This window comes from Rheinheimera mangrovi (genome assembly GCF_003990335.1).
GTDB lineage: Bacteria > Pseudomonadota > Gammaproteobacteria > Enterobacterales > Alteromonadaceae > Pararheinheimera > Pararheinheimera mangrovi.
The window spans coordinates 1,149,274-1,173,511 of record NZ_CP034683.1 but is presented as its reverse complement, the minus strand read 5'-3'; the positions used below and the strand labels follow the sequence as shown (position 1 = coordinate 1,173,511).

The window sequence follows — 24,238 nt, the reverse complement described above, 5'->3', positions numbered from 1 at the left end:
GCAGGTAAGCCTTACAGATGCAAACTGCGGGCTTATCAAATGAGGAACCAAATTATGGCTTCGTGCGATCCGTTTAGCGTTGACTTCCATGGCAGTGCCCAAGATTTATTCAACAAAATATCAACATTAATCCACCAACACGGCGGCAGTGTTTCAGGCGGTCCAAGTGGCGGCACTTTCTCAGTCCCAGTGCCAGTATTCGGCACTGTGGCAGGCACATTTTCTGTGTCGGGACAACGCTGCACTATCCACATCACGCAGCGTTCATTTTTTCTTGCTTGCGGCATTATTGAAAATTTCGTCAGGTCGAATATTCCGACTGTTGAAGCTACTGCTATTACCGCTTTTTGAACCAAGGTTGTGGCCTGCAAAGGCCACTTCTGTTTGCTGCTTTAAAGTTGTTTGCTGAACAGTGCTTTAAACAGCTGTTCTGACTTTTTTAACCCTTCGTCCGTAAGCACGACAGATTTTGTTTTGCTTATCGGGTCGAGAATAAAACCTTTTTCATGGAGTCGGTTTGTTACATTCCAATCCAGTTGTTTCCATGCCCGGCGCTGCTCATGCAAGGTCAGATGAAATAGTAAATGACACAGATTGCAATTCAAAACCAGAAATAGATCCCCACTCAAGTCAGGAAACAACTGCCTTCTGCCCTAGTATAGCCATAGTAATGAGCAGCCAATGGTAGAAGAGCAACGCCGCTAAGTGCAGCCAAACCTCCAGCTACTGCACAATCAGCACTAACTACTGTCCTGCAGTAAGCCCAACGCGAGAGCCGTTATAAAACAGAAAATCACTGCCTTTATCCTCCAGCTGCAACCAGCCTGATGTTTTACTCATGGTTGAATTCCTTTCTGTGTTAAAACTTTTTGCTGCACACTCAATACTTCTGTTTTTAATATGCTATCCGTACATCCCCGGTACAGGTCAGACTAATCGAAAATAATTCACATGGCCTGATAAACGTCTGGCGATTTGCTTGAGTTCAAGGCTGGATCGGGCGACCTGATCGGCAGAGCTGGCGGTGAGTTCTGTTGCGCCTTTAATTTGCATCACATTACGGTTAATGTCTTCTGCCACTATGCTTTGTTGCTCGGCTGCGCTGGCAATTTGTTCGTTCATTTGATTAAGAATGCCAACAAAACCTTTGATTTTACTAAAGGACTCCAAAGCACCAGCAGCAAAATTAGCTGTATGTTCTGCTTGTTTTTGACTGCCAGCCATAGCGCTGACCGTGGCTTGCACTCCTTCATGCAGGCGGCTAATCATAGCTTGGATCATTTGAGTCGAATCCTGAGTCCTGCTCGCTAAAGTTCGTACTTCATCGGCCACTACTGCAAACCCCCGGCCTTGTTCGCCTGCCCGCGCCGCTTCTATTGCTGCATTAAGAGCCAGTAAATTAGTTTGTTCAGCCACACCCCGTATCACCTCCACCACCTGACCTATTTCAGCGCTTTGAGCTGATAACTGCTGTATTATAGCCGTGGTCTGGCTGACGTCTGTGGACAAAGCTTCAATAGAGGCGATGGTTTTAGCCATCACTTCGTCGCTTAACTGCAGATTATTTTCAGTTTCATTGGTTTGTTGTGCTGCACTGACTGCATTTTGGGCAACATCGGCCACTGAGCTGCTCATTTCATTCATGGCGGTAGACACCATTTCTATTTCCTGATGCTGCAGAACAAGCTGCTCTGTGGTTTTTTCACTGCTGACGGCCAGCTCGTCGGCCGCCTGATCCAAGGCGCTGGATGCCAGCTTTAACTCGCCCACTATGCCGGATAACTGCGCAACCATAGTGCGTAAATGATGCAATAAACTTGAGCTATCCTGCCGCTTTAACTCGATCTGAATATCAAGCTCCCCGGCCGCAACTTTACGCACTATCATGGCGACATATTCGGGCTCACCACCTAAATGCCCCAGGGTATGACGTACCACCCAGGTGGCTGCAGCAATAGCGGCCAGTACAGCAATAAGAGTGAACAATCCCATCTGCCACACCTGCTCAGTGTAGAGCTGTTCAGAGGCAACAAATTCCGTTTCAGCCACCTTTAATTGCAAGTTCACCAGTTCGGTAATTTTCTCGCTAATCGGGTCAATGCTGCGATACAAAGGGCCATTATAGTTTTGCAGTTCACCGCTGACATCGCCTTGCTGTTGCTGCAAAAAAGCAACCAGTTGCCTGATATCTGCATCTGCATTCCTGAATAACACTGCAGCCTGGGTAGCCAACTGCTGCTCTTGATCTGTCAGCGTCGTAGCCATATAACTTTTCCATTCTGCAGCGATTTGTTGTTGGGCTGTTTGCACTTGCTCCAGCGCCTGTTCTGCAGTTAATAAACCGCTATGGGCTTTATTTACCGCATCAATCACTGATACTGCATATAAATCCGCAATATTTTTCAGGCCTTTCAGCGGCACAACCCTGTCAAGATACACGGTTTTCAGGCCCTGATTCATACTGTTCATCGCCAGCAAGCCTGTAGCGGCCAGCAGTAACATCAGCAACAACGGAATCGCAAAAGAGAGAGACAGGCGGGCAGCTAAACCAAAATTTTTTTTCATAAAACACTCCGATTCCGTTCAGGCGAATGATGGGCTTATATTTCAGACAACACAGTTCAGATGTGTCGGTTAAATTCCATAGTTGGCACAAGTCTAGAAGTTGTTTGCATTAGCGCAAGAGCTGACTAACTTTTGTAACAAATAAAACATTTATTACTGATAACAGTGATTGCCAAAAGGCGCAGATTTCACCTTCTGTAAATGTTGATTAAATTTCTCTATCAATAGCTGATGAGCAGGTTCACGTCTAAGCGCCAGATGTAAGGTTTTTAACTCAGTTAAACTGGAATTAAATTGCACTTTGTCTGTCGCCAGACGTTTTACCTCCGCATCATGCTCCAACAAATACGTTAAAACCCTAGGGTCTATCACGGCCAGATCCAAACGCCCTAATGCTACTTTGAGAACATTTTGCCGATCAGATAACGCCACCTGAGGTGTCAGTTGGCCTCTGCCAATCATCTGATCCACTACTGTTAAATTGACATAATCCTGCACTACGCCCAGCTGGAACTTGGCTAACACAGCTACACTCAGCTGGCCGAGTGGTTTAGCCGTGGCTTCAACAAAACCCAGTTCACTGACGCCTAAGCTATCGGACAAAATAAACTTTGGGTTTGGGGTTTGATATTCAGGGAAATAACCTGCGTATAAACCGCCCGTTTTTTCACTGGCGCGAATAGCTCTGGACCAAGGCAAGAACTCAGTTTGCAGGTCCTGTTGCATTGCAGCAAATACCTGCCTGAGCAGTACCGTGGTTTCACCTTGTTGCTCAAGCTGATGACCTGTGTAAGGCGGCCAGTCTAAACTGGCCAGCCGCAGAGGTTCAGCAACAGCAGCCCACACAGAAGGTGGCAGAGCCAGGACAAAAAACAACCACTTCATAACACCATTTGCCTCAACTTAGCAGCGCAACTGCGACAGCTGTGCATCCATAGCGCCGGTAATAGTGTCTATTTCTTTGCTGATCAACAGGTTTTGTTTAGCCAATTGATGCAACGCTTTCGTAGCGTCATCTATGGCTGTGATATTACGGTTAATTTCTTCACTAACCTGATTTTGCTCTTCCGCCGCTGAAGCCACCTGAAAAGCGTTGTCCGCTATACTGGAAATGCCTTGAGTGGCCATAGATAACTTCTCATACGAGCTTTCGGCTTCCTGCAAAGTACTGGTCACTTTGGCTGTATTGGTGTGAATTTGTTGTACGGCGGCAGCCACTTGTTGCTGCAAAGCATGGATCAGGTTTTTAATTTCATCGGTAGAGCTGTGAGTGCGGGCAGCCAACGAACGGACTTCATCGGCAACCACCGCAAAACCACGGCCTTGTTCCCCTGCCCGCGCTGCTTCAATAGCGGCATTTAGTGCCAGTAAGTTGGTTTGCTCTGCTATGGCCTGGATCACATCAATAATGCCGTTAATTTTCTGGCTGCTTTGCGCCACTTCATTCACGCCCTGACTGGTGTGGTTAAATTCAACAGACACAGCTTTAAAAGCTTCCACCGTATTTTGGAACAACTGATTGGCCGAGGTTAAAGCTTCCAGAGATTGCTGTGCACCTTGCGCTGTACTGCTGGCCAGATTGGCCACCTCATGGGCTGTTGCAGACATTTCATGCATAGCAGAAGCGACGTTCTGAATTTCACTGGCCTGAATACTGACCGAACTGTTGGTTTGATCTGTGGTTTTTACCATTTGCTCAGACTGGTGTTGCATTAACTTGGACGATTCTTTTAAGTTATTGATCATTGAACGCAATTTAGCTGTAAACAGGTTAAAACCATCGGCCATATCATTCAGTTCCTGATGTTGGCTTTGCTTTAACTGCCGGGTTAAATCGCCTTCAGAACCAGCCAGTTCTTTCATCAATACACTCATCTGTAGAATCGGAGCTGTTGCGGTTTTTAAGCCCAGGGCCATCAACACCACAAAAGCCAATAACAACACTATGCCTAAACCAATCATACTTTGTGTAGTTTGGGCTGAATCTTCATTCAGCTGATTCGCCAATTGAGTCGCCATGGCCAAAGCCGTGGCTTCAGGCACTGCCACTACAACTTTCCAACCCGATTCGGTGCTATCGAGTTTGATGGGTTTGGTGACCAGCATGGCGTCTTTGTATAAACTAACGCCAGCTTGTTGCTGCTGCAAATGCGCTGCTAAATCGGCATCCAAAGTTTTAATCGACTGGCCCAGTTTATCGGGAAATTTATTACTGGCGACCACCAGACCATATTTACTGATCAAATAAAGCTCAGCCTTACCGCCGTACAATAAATCGGCCTGAGCCTGCAACAAGGTTTGCAGTACAGGCAAGTTTAAATCAACTCCAGACACACCTCTGAACTGATCCTGCGTCACAACCGGATACACCAGCGAGGTTAAAAGAACCTGATTGCCTGGTGTAATTTCCCATAAATAAGGCTCCATCAAACAAGCTTTTTTAGTGTCACGACTACAGAGATACCACTCGGCCTCACGCACACCGTATTCGTTTTTGCTGTCTTTGTATTTCACCGCCGGGTCCGGAGTTTGTACAAATTTCAGCTGGTTTTGTTCACGAACCCAATAAATTTCCATAGTGCCGGTTTTAGAACTGTGATCATTGGCAATAGAAAACTGACTGTCGGCGCCATCGTAACCATTGGGTTCAAACTGGCCAAATAAAGATGAAATTCCTTTATTACTGCCCAGGATTTGCCCCGCCATAACTTTGACCTGATCGCGGCTATAAGGCGTCTGACCGCTGCCTAAGGCTGAACCAGACAAGATTGCAGCAAAGTTTTTAGCTGTATCAAAATTGCGATCAAGCACGTTACTTGTTTCCAGCGCTGTGCGCTGCGCTGCTTCTGTCAAAATTTGCTCAGCTAATGTACGCACCGACTGCGTTAGTTTGGTCACTGCTGATTCATTACTGCTGGTCATGGAATACCAGCCAATAAACGCCATACTGCTAATACTGATGGCAAGCAAAAGCGCGACACCAAAAGTAAGTTTAAATCGTAAAGAATTTAACTGCATAACGACCACCTAAAGCCAATTAAAGGTTTTTGCCACAGACAACGAGAAGGTGGGTTCACCTAAATCATCCAGTTCCAGATCGGTATCATCAAATGCAGCAGTCCATTTCGCCCCTAACCATTCGCTGATAAGCGCCACACGCCAATGATGGTAAGTGCCGTCGTTATCGCGCAGAAATTTGTTGGTGTCGGTTGATGTAGAGCGATCACCCGACAGTATTAAGGTCAGTCCTTCCGTCAGTTGAACAGTCTGCGTGAGCATCACTATGTAATGACCACCGCCAGCGCCAAAATAATCTTTGGCATACCAGTAACTTAGTTTGGTATTTTCATAAGACACTTTGATGTAAGCCTCAGGATAGTCAAAAGCACTACTGTCACTGCTGCCATAATAAGTGTAATGCGCCACCCCAAGATCCAGCGCCCAGTTGTTGCCTAAATCCGTGTAATAACCCGTATAAAAATCGATTTCACGATCGGTATTTTCAACAAAGCTGACATTAGAACCCCAGGTACCCAGATACCAACCAGAATCAGACACCCAGTCGAGGCTTGGTTGTAAGGCTGGATCATCCTCGGTCAGCGTAATACCGTTAAATAAATAGTTAGAAGATAAAGTGACAGTGGAGCTTAAATCGGCCAGAGCAACCGGGCTTACCCCCAGCATGAACAAGCCGGGAAGGACAAACTGTTTTGTGATCCGCATAAATACTCCAATGCTGATTAAAGTACAAATTCAATTACTTAGACTCCTTTCCATGACATCGCCTTAAAGGTATAGCACTGTTGTTAAAAAAAGCCCGCACCAGAACCAACATTCCCAATTTAGTTTTTAGACTTCTAAACACCCAGAAATCTCTTTATTTCAAAATAGAAATAGGGTTAACTGAAATCAGTATTTCAAAGGAGAAAAATCAGATGTTTAAAGTAAATAGTTATTTTGACGGAAAGGTGACATCCATCGCTTTTCAGGGTGAACAATTACCAGCGACAGTGGGAGTGATGGCACCGGGCGAGTATGAATTTGGCACCAGCCAACATGAAGTTTTAACTGTGATTAGTGGCGCATTAACCGTATTATTGCCGGGCCAGACTCAGTGGCAAACCTTTGCGCGCGGCGCAGTGTTTGAAGTACCGGCTCAGGCTAAGTTTCAGTTAAAAGTTGAAACTGATACAGCTTATCTTTGCACTTACAATTAAAGGCCGGACGCTTTCAACGCCAGGCCTATTCAGGAAAAACTGATTTATGCGTGGTATGGGAACAGCAGCCAAAAGAGCAGATGCAGCAAAACAGACTGAAGCTCTGAACCTTAAACAAACAGTGCACTACATGTGGCCCTATATCTGGGCCTTTAAAGGTAGGGTGCTATTGGCTTTAGCTGCTTTGCTTGCCGCCAAAGCAGCCACTTTGTATTTGCCTTACGCCCTCAAGCTTATAATCGACGATCTTGATCCCAGCATAAACTCAGCCATCAGCTTACCATTGGCTTTTCTATTGTTTTACGGTGCCTTACGGTTTGGCTCGGTCTTTTTTGGTGAAATAAGAGATGCTCTGTTTAGCCGTGTCACTGAACATGCCATGCGTAAAGTTGGTCTTCGGGTATTTAACCATCTGCACCAGTTAGAACTGAGTTTTCATTTAGACCGCCAAACCGGCGGTATCAGCCGGGATATAGAAAGAGGCACCAACGGCATCAGTTTTCTGATGCGGTTTTTAATGTTTAATATTGTACCTACCCTGCTGGAAATTCTGATGGTGGCGGTGATTTTTGCGCTGCTGTTTTCCTACTGGTATGCGGTACTTACTTTTATTGCTGTGGCTTTGTATGTGGCCTTCACTTTTTATGTCACAGAGTGGCGTAATAAATACATCCGCGAAGCCAATCAGGCCGATTCGGCCACCAACAGCAGAGCAGTGGACAGCCTGCTGAACTATGAGACAGTTAAATACTTTAATAACGAAGCTTATGAAGAGCGCACCTACGATCAGTTTTTAGCAAACTGGGAAAGCGCCAAGCTAAAAAACCGTATGTCTTTGTTAGCATTAAACTCAGGTCAGGCATTGATTATTGCCCTCGCTATTACGCTAATGATGTGGATGGCGGCCAAAGGCGTGCTCGACAAAGAGCTGACTTTGGGTGATTTGGCGATGGTGAATGCTTATATGCTGCAGCTATTTATCCCACTGAATTTCTTAGGCTTTGTTTACCGTGAAATCCGCCGATCTTTAACCGATCTGGAAAATATGCTCGGGCTTTTGAAAAAAGAAGCGCAGATCAAAGACAAAACCAATGCGCCAGAGCTGCAGTTACAGCAAGGCCGCATTGAGTTTAAGCAGGTGCATTTTAGTTATCAGCCTGGCCGCCCTATTCTGAATGGCTTAAGTTTTGTAGTAGAGCCAGGTCAGAAACTAGCGATTGTCGGCGCTTCAGGCGCAGGTAAAAGCACCATAGCCAGGCTTTTATACCGTTTTTACGACATTCAAAGCGGCAGCATTTGCATCGATGGTCAGGATTTGCGTGATGTCACTCAAAGCTCATTACGCCAGAGTATTGCCATAGTGCCGCAGGATACTGTGTTGTTTAATACCAGTATTAGGGAAAACATTCGTTACGGTAAACCGGATGCCAGCGAGGCAGAAGTCGATCAAGTGATTAAACTGGCTCATCTGGACAGCTTTATTCAAAGCTTGCCTCTAGGGGATCAAACCTTAGTGGGTGAGCGTGGTTTAAAAGTATCAGGCGGCGAAAAACAACGTATTGCTATAGCTCGCGTGCTGTTAAAAGGCTCCCCTATTCTGATTTTTGATGAAGCAACTTCAGCCTTGGATTCCCACTCAGAAGCCGCTATTTTAAAGGCATTGCGTGAACTGGCGAAACATCATACCTCTGTGGTTATTGCACATCGTCTGTCTACTATTACTGATGCCGACGCCATTTTAGTACTGCAACAAGGTGAAGTGGCCGAAGCAGGTACTCACCAGCAATTGCTGGCGCAACAAGGACTTTATGCACAGTTGTGGGCTAAACAACAAGAGGCTAAAACCAAAGCTGAGTAAAGCTGACATTAAGTTAGGTTAAGCAGAGTAAATGCCGGGTAAAGAGCTGAACCCGGTATTATTTTTTTGTTCTGATAACGGTATTTATCATCACAGGACAAGAAAACCACTATGTTGTTACGTCAGCTCATCATTCCTATTACCAGTCTTTTTGTATTGACTGCCTGCGGCGGCAGTTCATCAGAAGGCAACGACACCTACCCAAGCAGTTATCTGCAGTTTTACAATGGTTCTTCCAACAGCGCCACAACCACGCTCACCTTAACCGACAGTGATGAACTGGAGACTACCTTAGGAAGTGCGGCCTTTGGTGACGCCACTTCACTGACGACTGTTGCCACAGAAAGCTATGATCTGGCCTTCACTTACACCGACAATAGCGGTGACGTTCAAACTGTACTGGAAGATCAGGTCAGCATGCTGACCAGTCAGAAAACAGTGCTTTTTATGGTGGATGACTACGAAGCACCTCAAGTGCTGAACCTGAGTTTTCTGCGGGATGACGAGCTGGATGATCAGTTTAAAATCTACTTTGCGAACTTACTGGCCGAAAACAAAAGCATGGACTTGTACATCAGCAGCTCTACTGAAGACTTTGATGATGCTGATTTTGTTGCCACTGTAGGCCAACATGCCTTTAGTCAGGCCGTCACTTTTGATACTGGCAGCTACATTCTGTATTTAACCGATTCCGGCAGTAAGGACGTTGTTTTGCAAAGCCCTGTTTACGCCTTTAATTACGAAACAGAATATATTTTGGCCTTGCGTGACAATGCAGGCCCGCTAAAACGCAAAATCGCGCTGGATGTGATAGGCAATACCACTACTGTCTATTCACTGGAAGACGTAAACAGTAATGCCCAATTCCGTGTTTACAACAGCCTGAACGATTTGGACCCGGCACAGATTTATGCAGGCAGCACCAGCGGCACTCCGGTGTTTACTGATGTACCAGCTGACACTCTGACCTCCTATGTAGAAATTCCACATGGTGATTACCGAGTGACGTTAACGGCAAACGAAGGCGCCAGCCAAATCCCGAATGGTTTATTAACTTTAAATCAGGGGCAAAGCAAAAGTCTGGTGTTTTATCGTGATGAAAAGGATCAGCCAACCGTATTAGCCGTAACTGACAGCGCTACACCTCAGGTATACGATTTTGTGTTTAATGTAGTCAACGTAGTGACAGACTTTGACAACGTCAGTATTTATTTTGTACCTCCAGGCAAAACGATGGAAACCACAGCGTATTACATCAGCAGTATTAATGATGCTACCAGTGCCAGCATCACCTTACCTCTGGATAGCTATACAATTTTTTTGGTGCGTAAAGATTTAAACAACAACAAAACCCTGCTGGCTCAAACAGATGAAATTGAATTTATTCAAGGTAGTTCTTATCTGCTGGTCGCGGAAAAAGACCCGGACACTGAAACAGGTTATAAAATCAGTTTGCAGTATTAAACTGTAAATTGGTTTGATGACAAAGGCCCGTCTGAGCAACGGGCCTTTTTTATCAGCTTTTTTTCTGGTGTCCGTCTGGCCAACAGCCATTGGCGCTCATCCGCTGCTCTGCTACAACAGCTGCCAAACTTTTGGCAAGGCTTTCTCCGGCTTCGCCCTTCCCTGTTATTTGTTTTTCCTCTAAATTAGCACCCAGTTAAAATCATCAGATGGAGTAAAGCATGACCTGGGTTTTGTTGGTGGTCGGCCTGGTATTATTGGTCGTTGGCGCGGATTTATTGGTCAAGGGAGCTGCTCGTTTAGCAGGATCTTTTGGTGTTCCTGCTCTGGTTATAGGTTTAACTGTGGTGGCTTTTGGCACCAGTGCACCAGAATTAGCTGTCAGTGTAAAAGCAGCTTACTCAGGGCAAGCAGAACTGGCTATTGCCAATGCGGTAGGCAGCAATATTTTTAACGTGCTGTTTATTTTAGGCGCAGCAGCAATGATTTCACCTCTGATCATTTCGCGTCAGTTAATACGTCAAGATGTACCCATTATGGTTCTGGTGTCAGTCCTGGCGATGGGGATGACCTTTGATGGAGCCATTACACGACCAGAAGCGGCTATTCTGACCTTAGGCTTAGTTAGTTACACTTGGTTTTTGTTTCGTCAGGGTAAAGCTCAGGGTATGGACACCGCGGATGAAGAAGTCGAAGCCATGCTCAAAGCCAAAGTTCCAACCTGGCAAAACCTGTTGCTGTTGGTAGGCGGTTTAGTACTTCTGGTGTTAGGTTCACGTTTCCTGGTCGACAGCGCAGTAGAAATTGCCCGCGCCTTTGGTGTCAATGAGGCTGTGATAGGTTTGACTATTATTGCGGCTGGTACCTCATTACCAGAAGTGGTCACCTCTGTTGTGGCAACTGTTCGTGGTGAACGTGATATAGCTGTAGGTAACGTGGTTGGCAGCAACATATTTAACATTCTGTGTGTGCTGGGTATCTCTGGTCTGGTATCTCCTATCCCCCTGCTGGCTGGCCAACAAATGGCGATGGTCGATATTCCGGTGATGGTGGGCGTAGCAGTGCTTTGTGTACCACTGTTTTTCATCGGCTCAGTACTGAACCGTATCGAAGGCTTGCTCTTTATGCTGCTGTATATAGCTTACACCTGGTATCTGGTGGCGGTGGCGCTGAAAGAAGGCTATCTGCCAGACTTACAACAAGGTATTTTATATGGCCTGCTTCCAGTAGTGATACTTTATGTTGTTGTGTCTTTCATTCACGACAGATTAAAAAACAAACAAGTGACGAACTGATAAAGTCAGCTGCGATTGTAAAAGGCCCGACTGGGCCTTTTTTATTCGCTGCCATCCCTGGCGCTCACCCTTCGGGCCACGTCGCCGCACTCCAATGTTAAAAATTGCTCCGGGCATTTTTTTTGTCGAAGATGAAGCCTGTTGAAGCAAGTCATCAGCAGTCCTCGAACTACCTTGCAGCTTCAGGCAAGACGGGTATAATCCGCCGTAGTTCATAACCTCAATGAGACCCCATGGAAATCTTTATACTTGTTGGACTTATCGTATTGAATGGCATTTTTGCCATGTCTGAAATTGCTATTGTCACAGCAAAAAAATCCCGTTTAACGGCTCAGGCACAAAAAGGTAAATCCTCTGCCACCATTGCACTGAAATTATCAGAAGACCCTACTCAGTTTTTATCTACAGTGCAGATTGGTATTACTTCTATTGGTATCTTAAACGGTATCTTCGGTGAATCTATACTCGCGGAACCTTTCGCCTTGTGGCTGCAAAGCCTTGGCATGGCCCCTGAATTCAGCAGCATTTTTGCCACGGCTTTAGTGGTTGTAGTGGTGACCTATGTGTCTATCGTAGTGGGCGAACTGGTGCCTAAACGTATTGGCCAAATCAGTGCTGAGTCTATCGCCTGCTTAATGGCTAAACCTATGTTGCTGTTGGCCTTAGTCACTAAACCTTTTGTGTATTTATTGTCTGGATCAACCCACGCTCTGATGCGTTTATTTGGCTTTGCCCACAGCACAGAATCCAATGTCACCCATGAAGATATTCAGGCTATGTTGCTGGAAGGCTCAAGCTCAGGTGCCATTGAACATAACGAACATACAATGGTAAAAAACGTGTTCCGTCTGGATGAACGTTCTATTTCCTCTTTGATGGTGCCTCGGTCGGATATTATCTTTTTAGACACAGCCATCAGCATGGAAGATAACTTACATCGCGTCATGCAATCGCCACATTCACGTTTTCCTGTTTGCAGACAAAGTGCAGACGAGATTATTGGTATAGTTTCAGCCAAGCAGCTATTGGCGCAGTCTGTTGCTGGCCAATTGACGGACTTATCCCCCTTAGTGCAACCTTGCCACTATGTGCCGGACAGCTTAACTGGCATGGAATTGTTAGAGCATTTCCGCACAACAGCACGTCAGGTTGTATTTGTTGTCGATGAATACGGCGACTTAAAAGGTATGGTGACCCTACAGGATTTAATGGAAGCCTTAACGGGTGAGTTGAATCCGGATGATGGCGAAGATTTAATGGTCGTACAACGTGACGATGGTTCTTACCTGCTGGATGGCCTGTTACCTATTATTGATTTAAAAGACTGTTTAGGTTTGGATGAATTACCTGAAGAAAATCAGCGTAACTATCAGACGTTAAACGGCTTATTAATGCTGTTGATGGGTAAAATTCCGCAAACGGCTGACAAAGTACTGATCCATAACTGGCTGCTGGAAATAGTGGATATGGACGGTAAACGAGTCGACAAAGTACTGGCTATTCAGCTGAGCCCAGAGCAAATGGCAGAAATAAAAGCCGGTGTCGATGAGATGCACGACTAAGTCTGTGATTCACTTGCCGCGCCATTAATGATTTAGGGTATATCTCTCTGCCCAAAACAAAAACGCCACTTTTTAAGTGGCGTTTTTAGTTTAATCTTTACGGCTTTTATTTCGTAAAGCCAAAGGGTCGGCATCAAGACCAAAACCAAGCAGAGGCAAGAGTTCCGGTATTTCGTCTTCCGGTATGCCTACTTTGTGAAAATGCTTCACCACATACTGCACATCATGGCCTTGCTCTTTGAATTGTTGTGCAGTTTTTAAGTGCACAGTTCGCATAAAGTTGGATGTCATGACAGTCACTCCCTGAAGAAAAGCGACTGTCATAGTGGTGAAATATCCAGCAGCAGGCAAGAGATTTTTGATGAAAATTTAAACAATTTTTCGAATAAATCCTAAGCTATTGATCCAATTCAGAGATTACCTGGACAGCTTAAATTTGCGACTTAGTACTTTATCCAGCCATTTTTGTGGCAATAATCTTGCCAGTAAAGGCAGCGTAAAAGCACCATGCCCTATGCCTACCACACCGCTGCAATCGGCTTTATTCAGCTCCAGTACTAAACTTTTGGCAAAACTTGCTGCTGAAGTAGGCTGATTTTGGCTGGCATTGGCACGCAACATCACACCTTCACGCATTGGCCACCAAAGTGAGTCAGGCTTTAACAACTGCTCTGCTTCCTGTTTAGCTCTGCTGGCAAAACCTGTATCAATAGCTCCGGGTTGCACAGTTAAGACACGCACACCCAAAGGCGCCAGTTCCATCCGCAGCGCATCAGACAAACTATGCAAAGCTGCTTTAGATGCACAATAAACTCCGGCAAAAGGCGTGGTCAGCACACCAGATACGCTGCCTATATTGACGATCAGTCCTTTGTTTTGTAGCAGCAAAGGCAAACAAGCCTGAGTTAAATCCATCACCGCAAATACATTGACTTCAAACTGCTGACGTAAGCCTTTAGCCCCGGCATCCAGTACTGGCCCAATAGCGCCAAAACCAGCATTATTCACCAGAATATCTAAACGCCCGGCTTGTTGTTGCAACTGCAATACAGCTTGCTTCACTGAATCGGGGTTGGTCATTTCCAGCCTGATAGTCTCCAGCCCCAACTGCTGCAGCGCAGCTAAATCCGCCTCTTTTCGGGCTGTGGCAAACACCCGGTAACCTTGTTGTTTGGCCTCTAACGCCAAAGCTTTGCCTATACCACTGGAGCAGCCTGTGATCAGTATGGTTTTGCTCATGGCTGGCCAACCTGCGCAAAATGCAGCTCTTCAGGTCGCAGGGTCAACACCAGAAAACCTGTGTCAGTGACTGCCACTGTATGTTCCCACTGGGCTGATAACTTTTTATCTTTGGTCACCACAGTCCAGCCATCAGATTTTTGTTTTACACGCCTATCACCCTGATTAATCATCGGCTCTATGGTAAAAACCATGCCGGGTTTGAGGGTTAAACCTGTACCAGCTTTGCCATAATGCAAAATTTGCGGCTCTTCATGCATTTCACGACCTATGCCATGGCCACAGTACTCGCGCACCACCGAATAACCATGCTTCTCAGCGTATTGCTGCACTGCTGCGGCTATATCACCTAAACGGGCACCTGGTTTCACCTGATAAATGCCCTGCCATAGCGCCTGATAAGTCACATCCACCAAACGTTGTGCCAAGGGACTAACTTTACCCAGACAATACATCTTGCTGGAATCAGCAATAAATCCGTCTTTTTCCAGCGTAATGTCCAGGTTGACTATGTCGCCTTCCTTTAAAATATCTGTTTGTTTGGGCATTCCATGACACACCACCTCATTGATGGAGCTGTTCAGCACATACTGATAGTCATACTGACCTTTACTGGCTGGCCTTGATGCCAAAGGTCCGCGGATAAAGTCTTCCACTGCGTCGTTAATCTGCATGGTGCTGACACCGGGCTTTACCAGCTCATCCAGCATCAGAAAAACCTGCGCTAATAATTGGCCAGCTTTGTGTTGGATCTCCAGCTCAGCCGGGGTTTTCAGATGGATCGAGTTCATTCAGTAAGTCCTGCAAAGTAGTAGATTTGTTTTTCAGTAATTTACGACACAAGTCCTGGTAGCTTAATTGGGGATTCAGTTCTGCCAGCATGCCCACCCGGATCCAAAATTCAGCTTGCGCATTGATAGAACGCGCCATCACTTTGCTGGCTTCACGCAAGTCTTCATGCAGGTCGTCCGATATTTTTACTATGCCCATAGATACACTTTATATACGTTTCATATACTCATTCTATAAAAACAAACTGCCTGATGCACTTAAAAAAATATGAAAAACTGGTTATGGTATGACATAGAACAATAAACCACCTGTAAAGACGGTTTATAGTTCAACATCAGCAATTGGGTTTGGAACTTAGACTGAGAGTCAGGACATGAGCTTATTTAACGATATCTACAGTGCAATTGAGCGGCAGTTTTTCTACAGCCTGACATTAAAAATTGTTGGCAACATAGGATTTTTAACACTAATTTTCTGGCTGGCGATGTTTGCAGCCTACCCTACCGAAGGCCATGCAGGGCAAAGCTGGTGGTGGATTTTAGTGCTTGGTACCGGTGCTTTTGTGTTCACCATAGGTTATTTAATGCATTTAATAGTCAGGCCGGTTAAAGCTCTGGTCGATGCCTTGCAACAAGCCAATCAGGCGGGCAGCGATTTAAAAACCCGTTTACCGGCTTTTACTTTTGATGAATTCCGTACTTTGTCTGAGCAATATAATTTATTTGTAAATCAGTTATCCGGCATGCTGCGAGACATTCATCAGCAAGCCTCCAGCAATTTTGCAGTCAACCAGCAAGTAGCGGAAGCTGTACACAGCACCAGACAACAGTTGCAGGGTGCAGAACAAAGCAGCCAGCAAATCCGCTCACAAAGCGATCAGTCATTGCAACGTCTGGCCGAGATAGTGCAAAGCAACGATCAGGTGATAGTGGTTGCCAGCAGCACAGTGCACAACGCCAAAACAGCCAGCACTCAGCTTAATCAGCTCACCACACAACTGCATAAAATTGAACAGCTGTTGGCGAACTTTGGTGGCACTGTCACAGGCCTGCAGAAAAATGCTGAAAACGTGCGGCAGATTTTATTGATGGTGGAAAACTTCTCTGATCAAACCAACCTGCTGGCACTTAATGCGGCAATAGAAGCAGCGCGGGCTGGCGACGCTGGCCGTGGTTTTGCCGTGGTCGCCGACGAAGTTCGCACTCTGGCCGCTAAGGTCAATAGTGCCACAGGCCAGATCTCTGGTTTCCTGAATGAAATGGATGTATTAGTGCGCGATACCAAGAATGAGTCGGAGCAACTGCAAGAACAAGCAGGAGCTGCTCAGCAGCAAATACAACAAACCAGTGGCGATTTTAGCCAGTTGGAGCTGCAACTGAAAAATGCCCAGCAGCAGTTGAATCATATCCAACAACACGTGCAACAACTGGCGCATAGCTCAGAGCAAAATCATCATCACCTGACCGAAATAGAACAAGGCACCAATTTGGCTTATCAACAAATGGCAGCTATAGATCAAGCCACCGATCAGCTGCTGTCTGGTACCAAACGCACACAACAGCAGCTGCAACCATTTTCTGCAGCTTAACCCCCCACGCCCTTATCACTCGTCTGGCCATCCTGTTGCAGCGCTTTCACCAGCTGTAACACGGCCGGGTGAGTCAGTTTACGCTCAGGTGATATGGCATAAAAACGTTCTGTCACCCTGTGGATCACCCCTACTTTTAATAAGCGGTAGTTATTTAATAACTGAGTTTCCAGCAATAAAGGCGCAGCAAAAGCCCCAAGGCCTTGTTGAGCAAAAGCCTGCATCAGTGCACTGTCATCAAACTCAGCCACCACATCAGGTTGCACTTCCACTTCATTAAACCAGCCCATTAACTGCTGACGGATAATGGATTTTTTACCTTGTAATAAAAAAGGCTGATCGTGTAACGAACGCGGAAAATCTGCGCTTAACTGCTGTGCCAACGCTTCACAGGCATACACCGCCATTGGCGACTCTGTGACTAAATGGCTATAGGCTTTAACATGACTGCCAGGCTGAATGGGCTGATCGGACAACACCATATCAAGTTTATTGATGGCAAGCTCTGACAAAAGCCCGGCCTGCTCGCCTTCACGGCAAATCAGTTTAATCGGCAACTGCAAAATAGGTTTCAGCATTTCGTAAACAAAAGCTTTAGGCAAAACATCGGTAATGCCGACACTAAAACTTTGCCAGCTGCTGTGCTGACGGGTCAGTACGGCTTTGAGCTCATCCCCCAACTGAAAGATATCTGCGGCATAGCGCTGCACCACCACCCCCAATTCAGTGGGAACCAGCCGCTTACCCTGCCGGGAAAACAAAGCAGTACCGATACCATGTTCAAAAGCGCTGATTTGACCACTGATCGTTTGTGGTGTGATATGCAACAGCTCGCTGACACGGGCAATACTGCCGTGTTCTGCCACCAGATAAAAATAATAGAGTTGGTTGTAATTTACCGGAGTCATATGAATTCAATTATTTACGAACATATAGGCAGTTATATTCGAATTTTACTGACGAAGTAAAGGGCGTATAACGGTATCTGTTGTGAGGTTCCTGCAAAATTTCATAGTAACAGTTTAACCCATAGGCTCATCCGCGCCTTTTGCCCCTTGTTTTTGTTAGCAAGGGGCTTTTTTATGGCTACAACTTTGTTTACTGCACTCTATCACTCGCTGCACTCCACTCTTTTTACAGATACAATGGCACAACGACTTTGAAGAGCGCGAATGATGATCCACTACCCAGCCATTTTTAAATTCGCAGGTCAGGATGAGCTGATCTATATCGCCACCCAGAGTAGCTTTGAGCAGCACTATCAGCTGCAACAGCCCTATTTAACTCCTGACGATCTGCTGATTGATGCGACAGGTCAGGCCTATCTGCTGCAGCAATTTAAACGACATAACAGCACTTTACCCGCATCATCTTTACCTGTTTCAGCCAGGCAGTTTAATCAGCAGGAACTAACAGCTCTGGTACAGGCGCATTTTTTTGCATTAGCCCAAAGTTGTGTTGTAAAAATTCAGGCCGCTTCTATCGCAGCTTTGTTTTATCTTTTGGCAGAGATTGAGGACAACTAACCTTTCATACGGCAGCTTACGCTGCAGAGCTTTGCTGTTTATCGAGTCTTTCTTAGTCGGAGAGCGGAAAGTCACAATAAAATACAGTGCCTTGGCCTGGCACTGAGTGAAAGCCAATACTGCCGCCCATCGACTCAATAATGGCTTTGCTTATCGCCAAACCAAGGCCAGTACCTGAGCGAGCTTTGCTATCCGAACCATCGGCCTGAGCAAAACGCTGGAATATTTTTTCCTGGAACTGCAGTGGTATACCGTCGCCTTTGTCTTCCACCTGAAGGCGTATTTTGTTATCCAGCTGGGCGTAACTCAGAACCACAGCAGCACCGCTTTTTGAGTACTTGATCGCATTGGATAATAAATTACTCAACACTTGCTGCAGCCTGTGGCTATCGAGCTGCATCATGACAGGCTCGTTGTTCAGTGCACAAAGTTGCACTGAAAACTTATCGGCGTAGGGCTGATTTTGTGCAACTGCCTGCTGGCATTCCACAGCTAAATCACAAGGTTGCAGATAGAAATCCATTTTCCCTGCGCTGAGCTTTTCCATATCCAGCAAATCGTTGACCAGTAGCTGCAAGCGTTTACTATTTTGGCTGGCCACCTTCAGCATGGCTAAGGCTTTTTCAGGAACAGGTCCTAACACTTGATTGATCACCAGCTCCAAACCACCACTGATAGCCGTAATAGGTGTCCGCAATTCATGGCTGACGGTAGAAATAAAATCAGTTTTCATCTGCTCCAGCTGCTTTTGCTCACTGATATCGTGCATCAGTACTAAGGCCCCTAACACCTGACCAGAGCGAGTTTTAAGCTGTTCACCACGGCAACGCACCCAACGTGGAGGCTGGTTTTTACTTTTAATACAAATATCCTGACTGAGTACAGTTTCACCATGAAAAGCCCGAAGTAATGGAATTCGTTCAACAGGTAATACCGTCTTGCCGTCTGCTTCGTATAAATTGTAGTGATGGCTCCATAATTCAGCCTCGCAGTGCCGTACATCCACGCCATGCCATTCTCGCGCTACTTTGTTAAATTGTTCTAATTGCCCTTCACTGTCACAGGCTACTAATGCATCAGGAATGGAGTCGAGTAATAAATCTAATAATTGCAGCTTATGTTCAGTTTGCAGTTTGCGTTTATGCTCATTCAGCCTGTCCATCACCATTTGCGCCAGTTGGCGTAATAAGGTTTTGTCGTGCTCTGTCATTTTTCGAGGCACAGAGTCGATTATACATAAGGTGCCTAAGGCAAAACCTTGCTCATTGATCAGCGGACAACCGGCATAAAAACGAATATTTGGAATAGTGCACACCAGAGGATTGTCGGCAAAACGTTCGTCTTTTGAGGCGTCTTCGACAATAAAAACATCAGACTGCAAAATAGCATGAGCACAAAAGGCCAGTTTACGGTCCGTCTGACAAACTTCTAGTCCATGCTTACTTTTAAACCACTGCCGCTGCTCGTCAATCAAAGACACAAGCACAATAGGGACCTTAAAGATGCTGGCGGCTAAGGACGTGACAACATCAAAAGTACTGTCAGGTTCAGTATCCAGGATCTGTAATTTCAGCAGTGCTTTTAATCTGTCTTGTTCATTCTCGGGAACTGCGGCAACCTGCATCTGTGCACTCCTGTGCTGACAACATATTCTTTAACTAAAAACATACCACAGAATAATTAAATCAGCCCTTAAGGCCCTGATCTTTTGTGGTGGACAGAAAATGCTGTAAATCCTCAGGTACAGGCTGAGGTTGCAACACCGGATAATGACTGGAACCCGGGTTACCTGTAGGCAAACGTCCTGTTAAATGCCCCACAGGAGTCAGTAACAAACGCAGCACCTGCCCCCGAATTTCAGCCCAGTTTGATTGGTCAGCTGCAAGTTTTAACATCAACCAATGACTTTGCAGATGCAACATAAACTGCTGCTGTCCCAAAATATGCGCTCGCTCCAAATGCGACCAGGCACTTGACCATTGTTGCTGACGTCGGGCTTTTAAAGCCTGTTTTACTTCGGCATAAAATGCCTGCTCTGCAGTGAATGCCATTTTGCTTAGTTCCGGTCTCTGTAGTGATAGTTACAATGACTCGCCCGGGTCACTCCGTCAAGACTTTGTATTTTTGCTAAAAGCCGTCTTGAACTTGAGTTTTTAGAGGCTTTGTATTAGGGTAGCGCCACTGGTTTATCTGGCACACAGCGAAACGGCATGAACAGAAATCGCGGGAAAATATCCCGTCTGACATTACTGATGCTTATCGGCTTACTCCTTTTTAAGGGAGTGGCAGCAGCCGCTATGTTGTGTTGTGGCCCGGATCATTCAAGCAAGCACTCCCAAATGCCAGAACACCAGATGATGACAGAACACAGTCATCACAGTATGCCTGAGCATTCAGACCATCAACTGGTCCTGAATGATTCCGGCAACCTTACTGTGGATGATCACGAATTGTCCTGTCCCGGCTGTGCTGTCAGTTGTGCTGCGGCAGTACTGATGATCAATCCATCGGACTTTATCGCCGCCCCGCCACAAACTGAGCGGATCATCAGCTTTAATTCTTTAGTTTTACCTCTGACGCTCTCAGGTCTGGAACGACCACCCCGTTTATTCAGCTGAACATGGTAGTTACACCACAACAGCCAATTTGAATGCTGTGTCTGTGGTGTGTTTTTCAGCTTTATTAAACAGGTTATGATTTTATGCATCAGTTTATTTATCCGGCACTCGTCGCTGCCGCCGTGGTGTTTTCCGCTTCGGCGTTAGCCAGCGCAACAGAAGAGACAACAGTTCAGCCTCTTACTACTGTTACCTTGCAAAACAACACCACTGACTGGAAACAAGCCAACCAAAAAGTTGCAGAATTGGGTGGCTGGCAATACTACGCTAGTCAAGCCGCTGGCCATGGGGGCATGGACCATTCCAAGCATTCGATGCCGATGGATCACTCCAAGCACTCCGAGTCGATGGACCACTCAAAACATTCCGAAGCTATGGATCATTCCAAACATTCGATGCCTATGGATCACTCCAAGCATTCCGAAGCTATGGACCACTCCAAACATTCGATGCCTATGGATCATTCCAAACATGCCGAAGTTATGGACCATTCCAAGCATTCGATGCCTATGGATCACTCTAAGCATGCCGAGCCAATGGATCACTCCAAACACTCCAGGCCAATGGACCATTCCAAGCATTCCGAGCCAATGGATCACTCAAAGCACAAGAAGGTAAAAACAGGAGATGAAGATGAACATCATCACTAAGTTTTGTCCGCTGCTGGCAGCACTATTACTGAGTGCCTGTGCCGTCACCACAACACCAGAACAGCCTGAAATCTTAACCCAAACGGCTGCAGCGATGCAGGTTCAGTTGTCAGCCACAGATCCTACGGTAAGAGCAGAAGCAGACCAGGAAATAGCCCGGCTGCTGGCTGAACCTTTAACCGCAGAGAACGTTAGCCGTATTGCGGTATTAAACAATCCGGATTTTCTGGCTGCATTGGCCTCAGTGGCCATCAGCAAGGCAGAATTAACTCAGGCGGGCTTATTACCTAATCCAGGGTTAAGAGTGACCAGAAGCCGGGGAGAAGAAGGCTACAACACAGAGCTCGATTTTTCGCTGAATCTGTTTAAGTTGATTTTTTTAAGCAGGGACAAAGCCATTGCTGCGCAGCAAGCACAGCAACAACAGCAGCAAGTCGCATTACAGTTAATTAATCTGCTGACACAAAGCCGCGGCGCTTTTATTGAAGCGGTTACAGCGCAGCAGCGTTATGACTATCTGCTTACAGTGCAGGAAGCCATAGATGCGTCGGCTGAATTGGCTAATAGGATGTATCAGGTTGGCAATTACAGCGAACTGCAACAAGCACGTCAGTTGAAGTTTGCCGCAGAAATTCGCCTGCAACTGGCGCAAGCGAAACAACAACAGCAACAAAGCCGTGAGCAGCTTTATTTGCTGCTTGGTGTAGACCCAACGACAGACTTGCAGCTGCCAGCCTACTTGCCCGCTATCCCTGCCACATTGCCGTTGCAGGATAATCTGGAGCAGCAAGCTCTGGCACAACGACTGGATCTACAACAAGCCAAAGCCCGCTTAAGCCAATTGGAACTGCAATTAGGCCTCGAGAAAAACAGCCGTTTTGTCCGTGGTTTGTCTGCTGAGATTGCTGGCTCCATGCAACATAGCGAAGAACGCGAAGTAGCCCTGGGCTTTGAACTGCCTGTGTTTGATTCAGGTTCTGCCCGCATCAGCAAAGCTCAGGCTCAATACCAGCAAGCCTGGTGGCAAGCCAAAGCTTTGGAACAAAAGGCCCGCACAGAAGTCCGCCAGGCCTATACTTTACACCAAAGCTCCTACCAAATCGCCCGACACTATCAGGACCAGTTAGTGCCACTGGCGCAAAAAATTAATCAGCAAAACGTGCTGCGTTACAACGGCATGTTAATTGGCGTATTTGAACTGATAGCGGATACCCAGGCTCAGGTCGAAACAGTGACTGGACAAATGAATGCACAGCGCGATTTTTATCTGTCAGAACTGCAGCTGCAACAAAGCTTGTGGGGCAGTCCAACAGTACAGCCTGCAGCTGAATCTGAAACCGCAAACAACACAGCTGCTGCAGCTGGTCATTAACAGGAGAATGTGATGCTAACCCGTCGTGATTTATTAAAAAAAGTCGGTGCTATTACAGCTGCTGTAGGTGTAGCCGCAGTCAGCAGAAGCTCAATGGCCGCTTTGCCTGAACCTGTGATCCAGCAATCCGCTGACACTATGGACCCCTTGGTTCCCAATACTGGCCGGCCTTATAACCCTGTGGTTACATTAAACGGCTGGACTTTACCCTGGCGAATGAACAATGGCGTAAAGGAATTCCATTTAGTGGCAGAACCAGTAGTGCGTGAACTGGCTCCTGGTATGAAAGCGCATTTGTGGGGCTACAACGGTCAGTCACCAGGCCCTACTATTGAAGTGGTGGAAGGCGACAGAGTGCGGATTTTTGTCACCAATAAGTTGCCTGAACATACCTCAGTGCACTGGCATGGCCAGCGTTTACCTAATGGCATGGACGGAGTCTCAGGTTTAAATCAGCGCGCCATCCAGCCTGGTAAAACCTTTATGTATGAGTTTGTTGCCCGCCGTCCCGGTACATTTATGTACCATCCTCATGCTGATGAAATGGTGCAGATGGCCATGGGCATGATGGGCATGTGGATCACCCATCCAAAAGATGCACATCCTCATATTGACGAAGTAGACCGTGATTTCTGTTTCCTGCTCAATGCTTACGATATAGAACCGGGCAGTGCGACACCAAAAATTATGACCATGACCGACTTTAACCTCTGGACCTGGAACAGTCGCGTCTTCCCTGGCATAGATCCGCTAGTGGTGCGCAAAAATGACAAAGTGCGGATCCGGGTGGGTAATCTGACGATGACCAACCATCCTATTCATATCCATGGCCATGAGTTTACAGTCACGGGCACAGACGGTGGTCCTGTGCCCACTTCTGCGCGCTGGCCTGAAGTCACCACAGATGTGGCTGTAGGGCAGATGCGCCAGATTGAATTGCTGGCCGACGAAGAAGGTGACTGGGCCTTCCATTGCCATAAATCGCACCATACGATGAATGCGATGGGTCACGACGTACCGACCATGATTGGTGTGGATCACAGTGGACTGATGCAAAAGATCAACAAGCTGGTGCCGGAATATATGGTAATGGGCGAACGCGGCATGGCGGATATGACCGAAATGCAAATGCCTTTGCCTGCCAATACACTGCCGATGATGTCCGGTGATGGGCCTTTTGGCTCAGTTGAAATGGGCGGTATGTTCAGCGTCTTTAAAGTGCGCAAGGATCAGGCCCCGGGTGATTACAAAGATCCGGGCTGGTATCAACATCCTGCCGGTACTGTGGCGCAGGAATGGACAGGAGAAGTACCAGCAGCCAAGTCGGCAGCATCTGACAGCACTGAAAGTGCTGACACACTGAAAGTGAGAAAACCCAAGGCCCACTCTCATCATTAATACAGTTGGCGAAGCCTGCAAAAGGGCTTCGCCACTTCTAAAACCTCTCTGCATTGTCCAAAAAACGATCTGAAAAAACAGTTTTCTGACAAAT

24 protein-coding genes are annotated in these 24,238 nt (G+C 46.5%); 12 read left to right on the top strand and 12 right to left on the bottom strand.

Annotated elements, in window-relative coordinates; translation table 11 throughout:
• The first annotated feature begins 54 nt into the window (after positions 1-54).
• Complete coding sequence (locus tag EK374_RS05395) at positions 55-351, top strand: hypothetical protein (protein ID WP_127020857.1); 297 nt, start codon at positions 55-57, stop codon at positions 349-351.
• A gap of 41 nt (positions 352-392) precedes the next feature.
• Here the strand turns inward: EK374_RS05395 and EK374_RS20860 are convergent, their stop codons facing one another.
• From EK374_RS20860 to EK374_RS05370, 5 genes are all read right to left on the bottom strand, one after another.
• Positions 393-605, bottom strand: a complete 213-nt coding sequence (locus EK374_RS20860; protein WP_456095384.1) for a DUF6429 family protein — start codon at positions 603-605, stop codon at positions 393-395.
• Between the two features lie 322 nt (positions 606-927).
• On the bottom strand, positions 928-2,565 hold the full coding sequence (locus EK374_RS05385) for a methyl-accepting chemotaxis protein (protein ID WP_127020855.1): 1,638 nt from the start codon (positions 2,563-2,565) through the stop codon (positions 928-930).
• Positions 2,566-2,718: 153 nt separating this feature from the next.
• Entirely contained in the window at positions 2,719-3,450 is a 732-nt protein-coding gene (locus tag EK374_RS05380) for a substrate-binding periplasmic protein (protein ID WP_127020853.1), read from the bottom strand.
• Positions 3,451-3,468: 18 nt separating this feature from the next.
• The gene (locus EK374_RS05375; protein WP_127020851.1) at positions 3,469-5,583 is read right to left on the bottom strand and encodes a methyl-accepting chemotaxis protein; all 2,115 of its coding nucleotides are present in this window, start codon (positions 5,581-5,583) and stop codon (positions 3,469-3,471) included.
• Between the two features lie 9 nt (positions 5,584-5,592).
• Positions 5,593-6,288, bottom strand: a complete 696-nt coding sequence (locus tag EK374_RS05370; protein WP_127020849.1) for a TorF family putative porin — start codon at positions 6,286-6,288, stop codon at positions 5,593-5,595.
• 212 nt (positions 6,289-6,500) lie between these two features.
• Here EK374_RS05370 and ppnP point away from each other — a divergent pair, with 212 nt between their 5' ends.
• The 5 genes from ppnP to EK374_RS05345 all read left to right on the top strand — a co-directional run bounded on the left by ppnP (position 6,501) and on the right by EK374_RS05345 (position 12,961).
• Positions 6,501-6,782, top strand: coding sequence for a pyrimidine/purine nucleoside phosphorylase (ppnP, locus tag EK374_RS05365; protein WP_127020847.1), 282 nt, complete (start codon positions 6,501-6,503; stop codon positions 6,780-6,782).
• Positions 6,783-6,828: 46 nt separating this feature from the next.
• Positions 6,829-8,640 carry an ABCB family ABC transporter ATP-binding protein/permease gene (locus EK374_RS05360; protein ID WP_127020845.1) on the top strand — a complete coding sequence of 604 codons (1,812 nt, stop codon included), beginning with the start codon at positions 6,829-6,831 and terminating at the stop codon, positions 8,638-8,640.
• Positions 8,641-8,751: 111 nt separating this feature from the next.
• Positions 8,752-10,104, top strand: a complete 1,353-nt coding sequence (locus tag EK374_RS05355) for a DUF4397 domain-containing protein (RefSeq protein WP_127020843.1) — start codon at positions 8,752-8,754, stop codon at positions 10,102-10,104.
• A 221-nt stretch (positions 10,105-10,325) separates the two neighbouring features.
• The gene (locus tag EK374_RS05350; protein ID WP_127020841.1) at positions 10,326-11,399 is read left to right on the top strand and encodes a calcium/sodium antiporter; all 1,074 of its coding nucleotides are present in this window, start codon (positions 10,326-10,328) and stop codon (positions 11,397-11,399) included.
• A 233-nt stretch (positions 11,400-11,632) separates the two neighbouring features.
• Positions 11,633-12,961: a hemolysin family protein gene (locus EK374_RS05345; RefSeq protein ID WP_127020839.1), complete on the top strand. Its 1,329-nt coding sequence runs from the start codon at positions 11,633-11,635 to the stop codon at positions 12,959-12,961.
• A gap of 90 nt (positions 12,962-13,051) precedes the next feature.
• Here the strand turns inward: EK374_RS05345 and EK374_RS05340 are convergent, their stop codons facing one another.
• From EK374_RS05340 to EK374_RS05325, 4 genes are all read right to left on the bottom strand, one after another.
• Positions 13,052-13,252 carry a hypothetical protein gene (locus tag EK374_RS05340; protein WP_127020837.1) on the bottom strand — a complete coding sequence of 67 codons (201 nt, stop codon included), beginning with the start codon at positions 13,250-13,252 and terminating at the stop codon, positions 13,052-13,054.
• A gap of 126 nt (positions 13,253-13,378) precedes the next feature.
• Entirely contained in the window at positions 13,379-14,200 is an 822-nt protein-coding gene (locus EK374_RS05335; protein WP_127020835.1) for an SDR family oxidoreductase, read from the bottom strand.
• A complete protein-coding gene (gene map, locus EK374_RS05330) occupies positions 14,197-14,991 on the bottom strand; it encodes a type I methionyl aminopeptidase (protein WP_127020833.1) in 795 nt (264 codons plus the stop codon). The genes EK374_RS05335 and map overlap by 4 nt, the downstream gene beginning before the upstream one ends.
• Positions 14,960-15,190: a ParD-like family protein gene (locus EK374_RS05325; RefSeq protein ID WP_127020831.1), complete on the bottom strand. Its 231-nt coding sequence runs from the start codon at positions 15,188-15,190 to the stop codon at positions 14,960-14,962. The genes map and EK374_RS05325 overlap by 32 nt, the downstream gene beginning before the upstream one ends.
• Positions 15,191-15,365: 175 nt before the next feature.
• Between EK374_RS05325 and EK374_RS05320 the strand changes: the two genes are divergently transcribed.
• On the top strand, positions 15,366-16,580 hold the full coding sequence (locus tag EK374_RS05320) for a methyl-accepting chemotaxis protein (protein ID WP_127020829.1): 1,215 nt from the start codon (positions 15,366-15,368) through the stop codon (positions 16,578-16,580).
• Here the strand turns inward: EK374_RS05320 and nhaR are convergent.
• Positions 16,577-17,488, bottom strand: a complete 912-nt coding sequence (gene nhaR, locus EK374_RS05315) for a transcriptional activator NhaR (protein ID WP_127020827.1) — start codon at positions 17,486-17,488, stop codon at positions 16,577-16,579. The genes EK374_RS05320 and nhaR overlap by 4 nt on opposite strands.
• Positions 17,489-17,752: 264 nt before the next feature.
• Between nhaR and EK374_RS05310 the strand changes: the two genes are divergently transcribed.
• Complete coding sequence (locus EK374_RS05310) at positions 17,753-18,106, top strand: DUF4144 family protein (protein ID WP_127020825.1); 354 nt, start codon at positions 17,753-17,755, stop codon at positions 18,104-18,106.
• Positions 18,107-18,158: 52 nt separating this feature from the next.
• On the opposite strand, the gene EK374_RS05305 is transcribed toward EK374_RS05310, so the two are convergent.
• Complete coding sequence (locus tag EK374_RS05305; protein ID WP_127020823.1) at positions 18,159-19,730, bottom strand: ATP-binding protein; 1,572 nt, start codon at positions 19,728-19,730, stop codon at positions 18,159-18,161.
• Between the two features lie 61 nt (positions 19,731-19,791).
• A complete protein-coding gene (locus tag EK374_RS05300) occupies positions 19,792-20,157 on the bottom strand; it encodes a DUF3703 domain-containing protein (protein WP_127020821.1) in 366 nt (121 codons plus the stop codon).
• A 159-nt stretch (positions 20,158-20,316) separates the two neighbouring features.
• Between EK374_RS05300 and EK374_RS05295 the strand changes: the two genes are divergently transcribed.
• The 4 genes from EK374_RS05295 to EK374_RS05280 all read left to right on the top strand — a co-directional run bounded on the left by EK374_RS05295 (position 20,317) and on the right by EK374_RS05280 (position 24,144).
• Positions 20,317-20,724 (top strand): hypothetical protein, encoded by a 408-nt coding sequence (locus tag EK374_RS05295; RefSeq protein ID WP_127020819.1) that lies wholly within the window; start codon positions 20,317-20,319, stop codon positions 20,722-20,724.
• 83 nt (positions 20,725-20,807) lie between these two features.
• The gene (locus EK374_RS05290) at positions 20,808-21,374 is read left to right on the top strand and encodes a hypothetical protein (protein ID WP_127020817.1); all 567 of its coding nucleotides are present in this window, start codon (positions 20,808-20,810) and stop codon (positions 21,372-21,374) included.
• Positions 21,358-22,746, top strand: coding sequence for a TolC family protein (locus EK374_RS05285; RefSeq protein ID WP_164731826.1), 1,389 nt, complete (start codon positions 21,358-21,360; stop codon positions 22,744-22,746). Before EK374_RS05290 ends, EK374_RS05285 begins: the two co-directional genes overlap by 17 nt.
• 12 nt (positions 22,747-22,758) lie before the next feature.
• Entirely contained in the window at positions 22,759-24,144 is a 1,386-nt protein-coding gene (locus tag EK374_RS05280; RefSeq protein WP_127020813.1) for a multicopper oxidase family protein, read from the top strand.
• Positions 24,145-24,238 lie beyond the last annotated feature (94 nt).